Source organism: Neisseria sp. P0013.S005 (assembly GCF_051958425.1).
Lineage (GTDB): Bacteria > Pseudomonadota > Gammaproteobacteria > Burkholderiales > Neisseriaceae > Neisseria > Neisseria subflava.
Map to the genome: position 1 here is coordinate 25,067 of NZ_JBQCVL010000004.1, position 13,798 is coordinate 38,864.

Annotated in this window: 11 protein-coding genes, 1 tRNA gene and 1 pseudogene; 6 read left to right on the plus strand and 7 right to left on the minus strand. The window is 52.9% G+C overall.

The window, feature by feature from the left end; translation table 11 throughout:
* Window positions 1-10: 10 nt before the first annotated feature.
* From coaD to ACTHTA_RS05375, 3 genes are all read right to left on the minus strand, one after another.
* Complete coding sequence (gene coaD, locus ACTHTA_RS05365; RefSeq protein ID WP_250578985.1) at window positions 11-523, minus strand: pantetheine-phosphate adenylyltransferase; 513 nt, start codon at window positions 521-523, stop codon at window positions 11-13.
* A 106-nt stretch (window positions 524-629) separates the two neighbouring features.
* A complete protein-coding gene (locus ACTHTA_RS05370; RefSeq protein WP_308888110.1) occupies window positions 630-1,316 on the minus strand; it encodes a Bax inhibitor-1 family protein in 687 nt (228 codons plus the stop codon).
* Between the two features lie 164 nt (window positions 1,317-1,480).
* Window positions 1,481-1,756 (minus strand): oxidative damage protection protein, encoded by a 276-nt coding sequence (locus ACTHTA_RS05375; protein ID WP_003682648.1) that lies wholly within the window; start codon window positions 1,754-1,756, stop codon window positions 1,481-1,483.
* A gap of 129 nt (window positions 1,757-1,885) precedes the next feature.
* Between ACTHTA_RS05375 and glnE the strand changes: the two genes are divergently transcribed.
* Window positions 1,886-4,570 (plus strand): bifunctional [glutamate--ammonia ligase]-adenylyl-L-tyrosine phosphorylase/[glutamate--ammonia-ligase] adenylyltransferase, encoded by a 2,685-nt coding sequence (gene glnE, locus ACTHTA_RS05380; RefSeq protein ID WP_440364051.1) that lies wholly within the window; start codon window positions 1,886-1,888, stop codon window positions 4,568-4,570.
* Window positions 4,571-4,676: 106 nt separating this feature from the next.
* On the opposite strand, the gene ACTHTA_RS05385 is transcribed toward glnE, so the two are convergent.
* Window positions 4,677-4,838 (minus strand): hypothetical protein, encoded by a 162-nt coding sequence (locus ACTHTA_RS05385; RefSeq protein WP_049351628.1) that lies wholly within the window; start codon window positions 4,836-4,838, stop codon window positions 4,677-4,679.
* Here ACTHTA_RS05385 and ACTHTA_RS05390 point away from each other — a divergent pair.
* A pseudogene (locus ACTHTA_RS05390) lies at window positions 4,803-4,967 on the plus strand (IS1595 family transposase); the annotation flags it as partial. The gene ACTHTA_RS05385 and the pseudogene ACTHTA_RS05390 sit on opposite strands and share 36 nt — an antisense overlap.
* Window positions 4,968-5,005: 38 nt before the next feature.
* Here the strand turns inward: ACTHTA_RS05390 and ACTHTA_RS05395 are convergent.
* On the minus strand, window positions 5,006-6,433 hold the full coding sequence (locus ACTHTA_RS05395; RefSeq protein ID WP_049351622.1) for a TIGR00341 family protein: 1,428 nt from the start codon (window positions 6,431-6,433) through the stop codon (window positions 5,006-5,008).
* Between the two features lie 303 nt (window positions 6,434-6,736).
* Between ACTHTA_RS05395 and ACTHTA_RS05400 the strand changes: the two genes are divergently transcribed.
* The 4 genes from ACTHTA_RS05400 to ACTHTA_RS05415 all read left to right on the plus strand — a co-directional run bounded on the left by ACTHTA_RS05400 (window position 6,737) and on the right by ACTHTA_RS05415 (window position 11,439).
* Complete coding sequence (locus ACTHTA_RS05400; RefSeq protein ID WP_440364052.1) at window positions 6,737-7,831, plus strand: FAD-dependent oxidoreductase; 1,095 nt, start codon at window positions 6,737-6,739, stop codon at window positions 7,829-7,831.
* A 168-nt stretch (window positions 7,832-7,999) separates the two neighbouring features.
* A complete protein-coding gene (gene glyS / locus ACTHTA_RS05405; RefSeq protein ID WP_308888104.1) occupies window positions 8,000-10,063 on the plus strand; it encodes a glycine--tRNA ligase subunit beta in 2,064 nt (687 codons plus the stop codon).
* A 162-nt stretch (window positions 10,064-10,225) separates the two neighbouring features.
* The gene (gene apbC, locus ACTHTA_RS05410; RefSeq protein ID WP_283121341.1) at window positions 10,226-11,305 is read left to right on the plus strand and encodes an iron-sulfur cluster carrier protein ApbC; all 1,080 of its coding nucleotides are present in this window, start codon (window positions 10,226-10,228) and stop codon (window positions 11,303-11,305) included.
* 58 nt (window positions 11,306-11,363) lie between these two features.
* A tRNA-Lys gene (locus ACTHTA_RS05415) sits at window positions 11,364-11,439 on the plus strand.
* Window positions 11,440-11,619: 180 nt separating this feature from the next.
* Here ACTHTA_RS05415 and ACTHTA_RS05420 read toward each other — a convergent pair.
* Window positions 11,620-12,873, minus strand: a complete 1,254-nt coding sequence (locus ACTHTA_RS05420) for an ABC transporter permease (RefSeq protein WP_308888103.1) — start codon at window positions 12,871-12,873, stop codon at window positions 11,620-11,622.
* Window positions 12,870-13,784, minus strand: a complete 915-nt coding sequence (locus ACTHTA_RS05425) for an ABC transporter ATP-binding protein (RefSeq protein ID WP_440364053.1) — start codon at window positions 13,782-13,784, stop codon at window positions 12,870-12,872. The genes ACTHTA_RS05420 and ACTHTA_RS05425 overlap by 4 nt, the downstream gene beginning before the upstream one ends.
* Between the last annotated feature and the right edge of the window lie 14 nt (window positions 13,785-13,798).

Sequence of the window (13,798 nt, forward strand, 5' to 3'; positions counted from 1 at the left end):
GGCCTTTGTTTTATGTGTTTGTTTCGTGGTCTTGCAGGATTTTTTGATAGACGGGGTCGGGGAGGTAGCGGCCTATCATGTCGCGCCAGCCTTGTGGACCGACCAAGCCTTTGACCATGGTGGAGGATACTTCGGCTATTTCGCGCGGCGGCATCAGGAAGACGGTGGAAATTTCGGGGGCGATGTCGCTGTTGATGTAGCGCATCGAGCGTTCGTATTCGTAGTCGGCGGCGGAACGGATGCCGCGGACGATGAAATTGGCGTTGGCTTCGCGGGCGTAATCGACCAAAAAGCGGTTTTCAAACACGCTGATGCGGACGTTGGGGAACGGGTGGGTAATGGCATCGAGCATGGCGCGGCGTTCTTCTATGGTGTAGGTGTTGCGCTTTTCTGGATTGGTACCGATGGCGACGATGAGTTCGTCAAAGAGGGATTGGGCTTCCTGTATCATCCACAGGTGGCCGAGAGTGGGAGGGTCGAAGCTGCCTGCGTACACGGCACGGCGCGGAGTGGTCGTGGTCATTTTGGGTTGGGAATGGGGTTTGTGTACGTTCAGGATAGGGGAGTTTGCCGGTGATGTCAAAAATCAAAAAGGCCGTCTGAAATTTCAGACGGCCTTTGCGGCTTTATCAGTCGTCACCACTAATAGAGATGAGGATTCTCAAGAGGCTGCTGAAAATGTTGTAGATGGAGATGAAGATGGTCAGCGCCGCGCTGATGTGGCTGTCTTCACCGCCGTCGATAACGGTACGCACCTGCCACATAATCATCAGGGAACTGAAGACAACGAAGCCGGCAGCGATGGTCAGGCTCAGGGCAGGGATGTTGAGGAAGATGTTGGCCACAACGGCAATCATAAGTACGATCGCACCGGCACCGAGGAAGCTGCCGAGTTTGTTCATGTTCATTGTGGTGCGGCGTGCCATGGCGGACATGGTGAAGAATACACCGGCGGTCATGGCGGCGGCCGTACCGACGATTTGCGCGCCGTTGTTAATCGCTAAGGCGTATTGCAACATAGGGCTGATGGCAAGGCCCATGCCGAAAGTGAAGATCATCAACAGGGCTACGCCGACGTTGCTGTAACGGTTTTTCTCGATCAGGAAGGTCATGCCGTAGAAGAAGCCGAAGAAGGCGGCCAGGGCAACATAGTATGAACCGAACATGGAGAAAATGTTAAAGCCTGTTTTGGCGGAAAAGAACGCGCCGGCAATGGCAGGAATGAAAGACAGGCCGAGCAGGCGGTAGGTTTTTTGCAGGACGGTATTTTTGGCAACCGAGCCTTGCGAGGTATAGTCGTAAACGTCGTTTTGCATGGCGTTTGCTCCAGTGTGGATTGGAAATGAATGAAATTTGGATTTTAACAGAGAATCATGGGTTTGTATGATTTATCTGTTCTATTTGCCTAATATGCGGGGAAATCGGGAATTTTAAAGGCCGTCTGAAAATCGGGTTTCAGACGGCCTTGGCTTTTTAATGCTTATTTAGGCTCTTGCGGAACATAGCCTTGTACGGCATCTGCGCCGTCGCCGAAGAAGTATTGTTCCATCTGCTGAGCGAGGTATTCGCGTGCGCGCGGATCGGCAAGGCTTAAGCGGTTTTCGTTGATGAGCATGGTTTGGTGACGGGTCCAAGCCATCCATGCTTCTTGGGAAACGTTTTCAAAAATGCGTTTGCCCAATTCGTTGGGCAGCGGCGGAAATTTCATGCCTTCGGCTTCTTTGCCGAGTTTGACGCAGTGAACCATACGGGTCATGGCGGTTTCCTTATGTGGGGGTTGTAAAGGTTGGTATTTTAGCCGATTGCACGGATAGGGGAAAGCGTGGGTTTCAGACGGCCTGAAACCTTGCTATGATGGTCTTTTCTGTTTATTCAGGCAAAGATTATGAACCGCCTCGATACTGCCCGCCGCCATTCCCTGTTCCTTGCCCGCCAGCTCGACAACGGCAAACTCAAGCCCGAAATTTTCCTGCCCATGCTGGACAAGGTGTTGACTGAATCTGATTTTCAAGCTTTTGCCGATTGGGGCAAAATCCGCGCGGAAGAAAACGAGGAAGAATTGGCGCGGCAGTTGCGCCAGTTGCGCCGCTATGTAGTGTCGCAGATTATCGTTCGCGATATAAACCGCATCAGCGATTTGAACGAAGTAACCCGTACGATTACGCTGTTTGCCGATTTTGCCGTCAATACCGCGCTTGATTTCGCCTACGCCTATTATCGGGACATGTACGGTACGCCGATCGGGCGTTATACCAAATCGCCGCAGCATTTGAGCGTGGTGGCGATGGGTAAGGCGGGCGGCTATGAGTTGAACGTGTCTTCCGACATCGATTTGATTTTCGTCTATCCCGAATCGGGCGACACCGACGGCAGGCGCGAACGCGGCAATCAGGAGTTTTTCACCAAAGTCGGGCAGAAACTGATTGCATTGTTGAATGACATTACCGCCGACGGGCAGGTGTTCCGCGTTGATATGCGGCTGCGGCCGGACGGCGATTCGGGCGCGCTGGTGTTGAGCGAAACCGCGCTGGAGCAATACCTGATTACGCAGGGGCGAGAATGGGAACGCTATGCGTGGTGCAAAGGCCGCGTGGTCACGCCGTATCCGAACGACATCAAATCGCTGGTGCGCCCCTTTGTGTTCCGCAAATATCTGGATTACAGCGCATATGAGGCAATGCGCAACCTGCACCGCCAAATCCGCAGCGAAGTCAGCAAAAAAGGCATGGCGGACAACATCAAACTCGGCGCAGGCGGCATCCGCGAAGTTGAATTTATTGCCCAGATTTTCCAAATGATACGCGGCGGCCAAATGCGCGCGCTGCAACTGAAAGGCACGCAAGAAACGCTGAAGAAACTTGCCGAGCTGGGCATCATGCCGTCTGAAAACGTCGAAACCCTGCTGGCCGCCTACCGATTCCTGCGCGACGTCGAACACCGCCTGCAATACTGGGACGACCAGCAAACCCAAACCCTGCCGACCTCGCCCGAACAGCAACAACTGCTTGCCGAAAGCATGGGTTTCGACAGTTATGCCGCTTTTTCAGACGGCCTGAATGTTCATCGGAACAAAGTCAATCAGTTGTTTAACGAAATCTTGAGCGAACCCGAAGAGCAAACGCAAGACAACAGCGAATGGCAATGGGTATGGCAGGAAAAACCCGACGAAGAAGAACGACTAGGCCGTCTGAAAGAATATGGGTTTGATGCCGAAACCATCGCCACGCGGCTCGACCAAATCCGCAACGGGCATAAATACCGCCACCTTTCCGCACACGCCCAGCCGCGTTTTGACGCGATTGTGCCGTTGTTGGTACAGGCGGCGGCCGAGCAACCCAACCCGACCGATACGCTGATGCGGCTGTTTGACTTCCTCGAAAACATCAGCCGCCGCTCCGCCTATCTCGCTTTCCTCAACGAACATCCGCAAACTTTGGCGCATCTGGCACAAATCATGAGCCAAAGCTCATGGGTGGCGGCATATCTGAGCAAATATCCGATGTTGCTGGACGAACTCATCAGCGCCCAGCTTTTGGATACCGCGTTTGACTGGCCGGCACTCGCCACCTCGCTTTCAAACGACCTCAAAGCCTGCGGCGGCGACACCGAAGCGCAAATGGACACACTGCGCCATTTCCAACACACCCAAGTCTTCCGCCTCGCCGTTCAAGACCTCGCCGGATTGTGGACGGTAGAATCACTTTCCGACCAGCTCTCCGCCCTTGCCGATACCATACTCGCCGCCGCCCTGCCGTGCGCGTGGGCGGATATGCCCAAAAAACACCGCGATACGCCGCAATTTGCCATCATCGGCTACGGCAAACTGGGCGGTAAAGAGCTCAGCTATTCCTCCGATCTCGACTTGGTTTATCTTTACGACGACCCGCATCCCGATGCAGGCGACGTGTACAGCCGTCTTGCCCGCCGCCTGACCAACTGGCTTTCCGCCGCCACCGGTGCAGGCAGCCTCTACGAAACCGACCTGCGCCTGCGCCCCAACGGCGACGCAGGTTTCCTCGCCCACAGCATCGCCGCCTTTGAAAAATACCAGCGCGAAAACGCATGGACGTGGGAACACCAATCCCTTACCCGCGCCCGCTTCATCTGCGGCACGACTGAAATTCAGACGGCCTTCGACCGCATCCGCACCGAAATCCTCACCGCCGAACGCGACCAAACCGTTTTAGCAGGCGAAATCATCGAAATGCGCGAAAAAATGTTCCCCACCCATCCGCCTGCCGACAACAACGTCAAATACGCACGCGGCGGCGTGGTCGATGTTGAATTTATCGTCCAATATCTTATTCTTGCCCATGCCCGCCGATATCCGCAACTCTTGGACAACTACGGCAACATCGCCCTCTTGAACATTGCCGCCGACTGCGGCCTCATCGACAAAACCCTCGCCGAACAAAGCCGCACCGCCTACCGCTTCTACCGCCAGCAGCAACACAACACCAAACTGCGCGATGCCAAAAAAACCGAAGTGACGGACGAATTGCTGACCCATTACGGCAATGTGCGAAAACTATGGCAGGAAGTATTCGGGGCAGAAGTAAAGTTCGGATAAGTAGCCATTTATCCGATTAAGGCATACTTTCGGGCATAAAAAAACGTTGTTTGGTGAACCTAATAAAAAGGCCGTCTGAAACTTTTCAGACGGCCTTTTATGGTATTTATTCTTCTTCCTCTTCCTGTTCTGCCTCTGCAGGTTTTTCAAGGAAGTTGCCTGCCAACCACAGTAAAGCGCCACTACCCGTAATGCCTGCTTTAATCCATAGGGCGGTATCTTCGACCCATTCGTAAATCCAGACCAAAACTTTTGGTACCGCGTTCATATAATTCAAACCGAATGCCAAATCGATCGCAAATCTTTTCCGCTGTTCTTGAAAGAATGCGAATTTCGGTTTAACTTCGGCATACCGTCTCAACGGTTTAAAATCCTGCGGGATTGGTGTCGAATTTAGAGCTAATCTACGTTAGCCCCAAATATTTTGGAGAATGGCTATTTGTCCAAAACTTTAGCATTGACTAACAAGCGCACCGCTGTACCTTCATAACGCTGGTTCAACCACGCCTGTAAGCGTTCGTGATCTTTGGCAGGCAGAGGCTCCTTAAATTCGAGCGAGACCACGACAATATCGTTACTTATGTCTGCCTGTTTGTTTTGACTGCTTTCAGGCTGCTCCTGTGTAGTGGGTGCCGTTTGCGCTTTCTCCCAAACCAAGCCGCGTCCGACAACGATTTTTTCCGCTTCCGGATATTGGGCTTTTAATTCCTTGAGTACCGCAGCATCGTCAGCACCGGCAGTTTTACCTGCAAGCACGGTATCTATGTAGGCTTGTTGCTCTTTCAACTCATTTTGCTGCTGCGCCGAGTTGTTTCGGCTTGCCAGCAATTCTTCGATTTTAGCATCGTCCCCTCCCGCATAGACCACGTTGACCTTCGGCGCTTTCACACCTGACACTTCAAGGCTCTTCACCAATAAGGCAGAAATTTTCTCAGCATTGCCCGTTCCGTTGACAATCAGACCGACCATATTTTCTCTGTGGTTCAAAATCTTACGCAGCACGAAAAAACCTTCCTGTTGCTGTGCGGTGGCAATGGCGGAATTGGCTTTGGTGTTGAAGATCTCCTGACGCACCAGTCCTGATGCCATATAGCCGCTCGGAATCATCACAGCCAGTACGACGGCGGTAATAATGATACTTTGCAACCGGCGTTTGGATTCCGTTACCAACCCCCTGCGCGGCAGCTTGAGCAGCTTGGAAAACAACAAGGTCGAAAAAGCGATGAACACGCAGTTGATGGCAAACAGATAAAAAGCGCCGAAAAAATATTGCCAGTTGCCATGAGCCAGTCCGTAGCCCGCGGTACACAGTGGTGGCATCAATGCGGTCGCAATCGCCACACCCGGTATGGCATTGCCTCCTTCTTTTCGGGTCTGCGCCACAATGCCCGCACTACCGCCGAAGAAGGCAATCAACACATCCCAAAGAGTCGGCTGAGTACGCGCCAAAAGCTCACTTTGCGCCTCTTTAAGCGGGGTTAACAGGAAATACAACGTAGCGGTAATCAAGCTGATGACGACAAATATAATAATATTGCGTGCCGCTTGGCGGATCAGCGTAGTATCGCCGACCGCCAAACCATAACCCATACCGACTATCGGCCCCATCAACGGCGAAATCAACATTGCGCCGATCACTACCGCCGTGCTGTTGACATTCAGACCGATACTCGCCACAGCAATGGCAAATATCAATACCCACATATTGGTTCCGGACACCCGAGTATTGGCACGAATGACGGAATCGATTTTGTCAGGATGAGCTTGGTCATGTGCAAGATTGAACACATCTTGCAACTTGGTCATGGCAACGTTGTCTGCTACTTCCTGTTTTTTACTATTTTCTTGTTCTAGTTCTTGCATGTTCTTACCTTTATGCCGAGGATAAATAAAGTACTGCCCAAGCTTTTCATCATTATTCCTTATAAAATCAAATGGGTGCATCAAAACCAATCAACAGGTGCAATGAAGCTGAGTGAATGTGAATATGTCAAAAGATGACATTATAGTAGGTTTTATGTAAGGAAGATTTTTTGTTTACGTAGTACTGATTTAGCTTAAGCATGATCTGCAAAAACTGTTCTCATTTTCTGTCGATATTGTGATACAGCAAAACAAGTTCTAAAATATGCAGTTCATTTTCATATTAAAAACAAGGAGAAACTGATGTCTAAGGTTGCGGTACTCGGTGGCGGTCTTTCTGGCCGTCTGATGGCGTTCCAATTGGCAGAACAGGATATTTCGGTCGAGTTGTTTGAGAAAGGTGAACGCAACGGCGAACAAGCCGCCGCTTATGTTGCCGCGGCCATGTTGGCGCCGTCTGCCGAAGCGGTGGAGGCAACGCCCGAAGTCATCCGTTTGGGCAAACAAAGTATTGCGCTTTGGCGCGCGATTGTCGGCCGTCTGAATACGCCGGTGATGATGCAGGAAAATGGCAGCCTGATTGTTTGGTACACGCAGGACAAGCCGCTTTCTGCCGAGTTTGCCCGTCATTTGAAGCGCGGCGGCGTGGCGGAACATGAAACCATACGTTGGAATGCGGATGAAATTGCGGCAAACGAGCCGCAACTGGCCGGGCGGTTTTCAGACGGCCTGTATCTGCCGACGGAAGGGCAGCTGGATGGACGGCAGGTATTGAATGCGCTTGCCGATGCTTTGGAATCGATGAATGTAGCGTGCCATTGGTCGTGCGAACGTGAAGTCGAAGATTTGGCGGCGCAATACGATTGGGTCATCGACTGCCGCGGTTATGGTGCAAAGAGCGCGTGGAACAGGCTGTCTGAAAGCGTTTTGCGCGGCGTTCGCGGCGAAGTGGCGCGCGTTTACGCCCCTGAAATTGAGCTGTCCCGCCCCGTGCGCCTGCTGCATCCGCGCTATCCTTTATACATCGCGCCGAAGGAAAACCATATTTTTGTGATTGGTGCGACCCAAATCGAAAGCGAAAGCCAAGCGTCGGCAAGCGTGCGTTCCGGTTTGGAACTTTTGTCCGCGCTGTATGCCGTGCATCCGGCATTTGGCGAGGCAAACCTTTTGGAACTGGCCACCGGCTTGCGCCCGACTTTAAACCACCACAACCCCGAAATCCGTTTCAACCGTGAACGCCGCCTGATTGAAGTCAACGGCCTGTTCCGCCACGGCTTTATGATTTCCCCGGCCGTTACCGGCGCGGCCGTGCGTTTGGCCGGTGCGCTGTTTGTCGGAAGCGACATTCCCGAATACGACGAAACCAGCGGTTTGCCGTATATCCGTGCCGCAAATTGAAGCCGTTGCGGACGAAGTTGCTTGAAAATCGGGCAAATTGTTTGTGAAAGACAGCCACAGGCCGTATGAAAATGATAAAATCGCCGTCAATTCAATTAACCTTGCGTCTGAAAACCGCATGATGCCGTATTCAGACGCCAAACCAATTTCCTATTTAACGATAAGCACATGACAACCCAAACCCTTTTAATCGAACTTCTCACTGAAGAACTCCCGCCAAAAGCCCTCAATAATCTGGGCAACCATTTTGCCGCTTCTGTTGCCGAAGGCTTGGAAAAAGCGCAACTGATTGACGGCGTAGCCGAATACACTGCTTACGCTTCTCCGCGCCGTTTGGCCGTTCAAGTCAAAAACGTGAAAGCCGTTCAAGCCGATCAAAAAATCGTGAAAAAAGGCCCGACCGTAGCGAATGCTATGAAAGACGGTGCGCCGACTAAGGCTTTGGAAGGTTTTGCGCGCGGTGCAGGTGCGAAAATCGAAGACCTGACCATCATCAATGACGGCAAACAAGACGTGTACGCCTACGAGTACGTCCAAACCGGCAAACCGCTGGGCGAGCTTTTGGAAGACATCATCAATGCCGCAGTGAAAAAACTGCCGATTCCAAAAGTAATGCGTTGGGGCAGCAGCACATTTACCTTCGTTCGTCCCGTACACCGCCTGATCGTGCTGCACGGTGGCGACATCGTAAACGTCAGCGTTTTGGGTCTGCAAAGCGGCAACAAAACATTGGGTCACCGCTTCCTGTCCAACGGCGAAATCACCATTGAAAACGCCGACAGCTACGCCTTGCAAATGCGTGAGCAAGGCAAAGTCGTCGCTTCGTTTGCCGAGCGCAAAGCCGCCATTCAGACGGCCTTGAACGAGCAGGCAGGTCGTCTGAAAGCGACCGTTGCCGCCGATGAAGCCCTGTTGGACGAAGTTACCGCATTGGTCGAATGGCCTGTGGTATTGGAAGCCGGTTTTGAAGAACATTTCCTCGCCGTGCCGCAGGAATGCCTGATTCTGACCATGCAGCAAAACCAAAAATACTTCCCGCTGCTCGATCAAAACGGCAAGCTGATGAACCGCTTCCTGCTGGTGTCCAACCTGCAAACCGAAGACCCGTCGCACATCATCCAAGGCAACGAACGCGTTTTGCGCGCGCGTTTGTCTGATGCCGAGTTCTTCTACAAACAAGACCAAAAAGCGACTTTGGAAAGCCGCCTGCCGAAATTGTCCAGCGTGGTTTACCACAACAAAATCGGTTCGCAAGCCGAGCGCATCGAGCGTCTGCAAAGCATTGCCGCCCACATCGCCAAAGCATTGGGCGCGGATGCCGCCGCAGCCGAGCGTGCCGCACGTTTGGCCAAAGCCGACTTGGTGACTGAAATGGTCGGCGAGTTCCCCGAATTGCAAGGCACCATGGGCAAATACTACGCCCGTTTGGACGGCGAAACCGAAGAAATCGCCGAAGCCATCGAGCAACACTACCAACCACGTTTTGCCGGCGACAACCTGCCGAACGGCAAAGTGGCAACCGCCGTTGCTTTGGCCGACAAACTGGAAACCTTGGTCGGCATTTGGGGTATCGGCCTGATTCCGACCGGCGACAAAGACCCATACGCCCTGCGTCGCTCCGCATTGGGTATTTTGCGTATGCTGATGCAGTACGGTTTGGACGTAAACGAACTGATTCAGACGGCCTTCAACAGCTTCCCGCAAGGTTTGCTCAACGAGAAAACGCCGTCTGAAACCGCCGACTTCATGCAGGCGCGTTTGGCCGTGTTGCTGCAAAATGATTATCCGCAAGACATCGTTGCCGCCGTATTGGCGAAACAGCCGCGCTGTTTGGACGACGTAGTGGCCAAACTGCAGGCCGTTGCCGCGTTCAAACAGCTGCCTGAAGCCGCCGCATTGGCCGCAGCCAACAAACGCGTGCAAAACCTGCTGAAAAAAGCCGATGCCGAGTTGGGCGCGGTTAACGAAAGCCTGCTGCAACAGGACGAAGAAAAAGCCCTGTACGCCGCCGCGCAAGATTTGCAGCCGAAAATCTCCGCCGCCGTTGCCGAAGGCAATTTCCAAACTGCTTTGTCCGAGCTGGCTTCCGTCAAGCCGCAAGTCGACGCATTCTTCGACGGCGTGATGGTAATGGCCGAAGATGCAGCCGTGAAACAAAACCGTTTGAACCTGCTGAACCGCTTGGCAGAACAAATGAACGCAGTTGCCGACATTGCGCTCTTGAGCGAATAAGACCGCGTTTTAGTTGACTCTCTTTTCAGGCTGCCCGGTGTTTCAGGCAGCCTGAAGTTTTTTGGGCGTATCCCTTGTATGGCGTTCAAGGGTATAATTCGGCAGATTTGTCGCACGACAAATCGCGCACATAAACAATTTCCCACATTCAAGAGGCAGATTATGAATATCCCAGCCATCCGAACCGCACTCGATGCTGTATTGATTCCCCACACAATGCGCACCTTAGGCAGCGAAAAAGCCGTTACACTCCTTGAAGAGCGTTCAGACGGCCTGCATATCGGCCTGAAATTCGCGTTCCCAGTTGCCCATATCGCTGCAGACATTGCCAACGCCCTCCAAGAAGCCGTCATGACTCATACCGGCGACACGCATATCCACTTAAGTATCGATACCGAAATCGGTACGCACAAAGTCCAACCCGGCGTGGCGACCATCAAAGGCGTGAAAAACATTATTGCTGTTGCATCCGGTAAAGGAGGTGTCGGCAAATCAACGACCACTGCCAACCTTGCCACCGCAATGGCCAGAATGGGCGCGCGCGTCGGCGTACTCGATGCCGACCTGTACGGCCCAAGCCAGCCTACCATGCTCGGTGTACAAGACCGCAAACCCGACCAACAAAACAAAAAACTTATTCCCGTTGAAGCCGAAAGCGGCATTCAAGTGATGTCTATCGGTTTCCTAGTCGATACCGACCAAGCCGTCGTTTGGCGCGGCCCGATGGTCAGCCAAGCCTTGCAACAGCTTATGTTCCAAAGCGAATGGGATAATGTCGATTATCTCTTCATCGATCTGCCGCCCGGTACCGGCGATATCCAATTGACCCTGTCGCAAAAAATCCCCGTGACCGGCTCCGTTGTCGTCACCACGCCGCAAGACATCGCCCTGATTGATGCACGCAAAGCCGTGGATATGTTCAACAAAGTCAATATCCCGATTTTGGGCGTTTTGGAAAACATGTCTGTCCATATTTGCTCCAACTGCGGCCATGCCGAAGCAATTTTTGGCGCAGAAGGCGGTAAAAACCTGGCAGAGCGTTTGAACGTACCGTTGCTCGGCCAGCTTCCGTTGAGCCTGCCTGTACGCGAAGCCATGGACAGCGGCACATCTTCGGCCTTGTTTGAAAACAACCAAACCATCGCCGACATCTACACCGAAGCCGCATTCCAAATCGCGCTGGCCATTGCCGATAAAGGCAAAGACTTCAGCAGCCGCTTCCCGAAAATCGTCGTCGAATAAAAAAGTTTAAAAAAGTGTTGACAGCTGTGTGCCCCATCTCTATAATGCACAGCTTATCGGGTCGTTAGCTCAGTCGGTAGAGCAGCGGACTTTTAATCCGTTGGTCGAGCGTTCGAATCGCTCACGACCCACCAAATATGAAAACCTGCTTTGAAAAAAGCAGGTTTTTTTACGTTTGGATTTTAGTATTTTGTTATTGAAACAATTCATAGCACATCAGGCATCAGGCCGTCTGAAAGATATTTTCAGACGGCCTGAAGTTTTATAGGAATGGTTTTGAGAAATAAGTTTTCTACTTAGTGCAGACAAACTGTTTAAAACCTTACCTGCGTCTGCAACTGCCTACGATAAACCAGTACGGCAGCACTCAGTGTGGCAAAAGAGAATGCAGACAATAAAAGCAGATAACGGCCGATTCCGTCCAGTCCGCTGCGGTTGAGCAGCAATTCTTGAAAAGCCTTCAAGCCCCAAGCCATCGGGGAAATCCAAGTGAGTTGCTGCATGGTTTCGGGCATGACGTGTGCGGGCACCATAATGCCGCCGATTGCCGCCATCAGGATAATGCCGCCGCCGCCGAGTACGACGGCGTGTTCGGTAGATTTGGCGCAGACGCTGATTAACAGCGCGTAACCGAGTGCGGCGGCGCTGACGGCGGCGGACAGCAGCGCGTAGGGAACAAGGCTGCCGTTGAGTATGAGGGCGGGCACGCCGATTTCGGGCAGCAGGTAGCGGCCGAGCAGCAACATTCCGACAAATTGGAGCTGGTTAATCAGGAAATAGGGGACGAGTTTGGCGGCAATCAGGCCGGACGCGGAGGCGCGGGCGAGACGCAGGCGGGTGATGGTGTTGGTCTGGCGTTCCAGCGCCATGACGTTCGACAGCGGTATCATGATGAAAAACATACCGAAAATCAGCCATGCGGGAACGCTGTGCTGTACGGCGTTGGGTTTTTCAACCTTGCCGCTGCCTGCGCTCAGGTAATGCTCTTCCAGCATTTTTTTATCTAAAAAGCTGCGCACGGCGGCGAATTGTTCGTCGTTTTTTTCATCCACTTTTTTCTGGATGTCTTTGCGGATAGAGCGGGGCAGTTTTTTATTGTTGATTTTGATGCCGTCGTTGTTGTCGAAATAAGCGTCCAAGCGTGTTTCGGTGTAGTGCTGCTGCAAAACGCCTTTGACCGCCGCCAGCCACGAAGGCTCGGTATCGGGCGGTACATAGATTTGCAAGGCTTTGTTGTCGGCGATTTTGCCGGAAGCGGTGTTCGGGTTGTGCAGCACCAGTTGGAAACGCTTGTTGTGCAGGCCGCTTTGCGCGTCGGTCAGTTTTTCAGACGGCATCAGCGTGACATGAATCTGTTCTTTTTCCAACGCGGCTGCCAGCGCGGTATTGACACTGTCGTCTGCCGTGCCGACCAGCGCGATGCGGCTGTCGGTGTGCGGGTCTTGGTCGCGGCTCAGCGCCAACGACATAATCAGCATGAAGGCGATGGGCATCACAAACAACACGGCCAAACCGTGCAGGTCGCGGCAGAGCAGTTTGAGTTCTTTGAGGAGGGAGGAAGTCGTCATTGTGGATTTTGCTTATCTGTTACCGGTTCGTCTTTGCGCAGGAAATCAAGGTAAAACGTTTCCAGCGAACCGTGTCCCTGCTGGAAGTAGCGGATTTTTGCGCCGCTTTGTTTCAGGGCGGCGTAAACGGCGGCGGCATCGTATGTGGTTTCCATCATGCCGCGGCTGTCCACTCGCTTAGCACCCAAAGCGGCCAGCGTTTGAGGCGGCAGCGGCGGTTCGACGGTAAAACGCACGACACCGGTTTGCGTGCTTAAAAGCTCGTCCAAACCGCCGTGATACACCAGTTTGCCGTGTTGCAGCAGCGCTATTTTGCCGCAAAGCTGCTCGATTTCCGACAGATAGTGCGAGGTGTAAACCACCGTTACCCCCTGCCGCGTCAAATCCGCCACGCTGTCGAGGATAAAGCGGCGCGACTGCGGGTCGATGCCGACCGTGATTTCGTCGAGGAACACCAGTTGCGGCGTGTTAATCAGGCCGATGGCAAAATTCAGACGACGTTTAAGCCCGCCCGAAAGATGCTTCGCCGTCTTGTTTTTGTGGGCGGTCAAGTCGGTCTGTTCCAACAGCGCGTTCAGACGGCCTTTGCCGCGCACTTTGTAAAGCGAAGCGAAAAACAGCAAGTTGTCCCACACAGAAAGCTGCGGATAAAACGCAAAATCCTGCGGCACCAAACCGATTTTCTGCCGCTCGCTGCGGCTCAGCAGGCGCAACGGTTTGCCGTCAAATAAAATTTCGCCCTGCCGTACTTCCTGCAAGCCTGCCAAAAGCGACATCAGCGTTGTTTTCCCCGCACCGTTGTGGCCGAGCAGCCCCAAACATTCGCCGTCGGCAATATCGAACGACACATTGTCCAGCGCGGCGGTTTCGGTTTTGGGATAACGGTGGGAGAGGGATTGGATTTGAATCATGGTTTCAGACGACC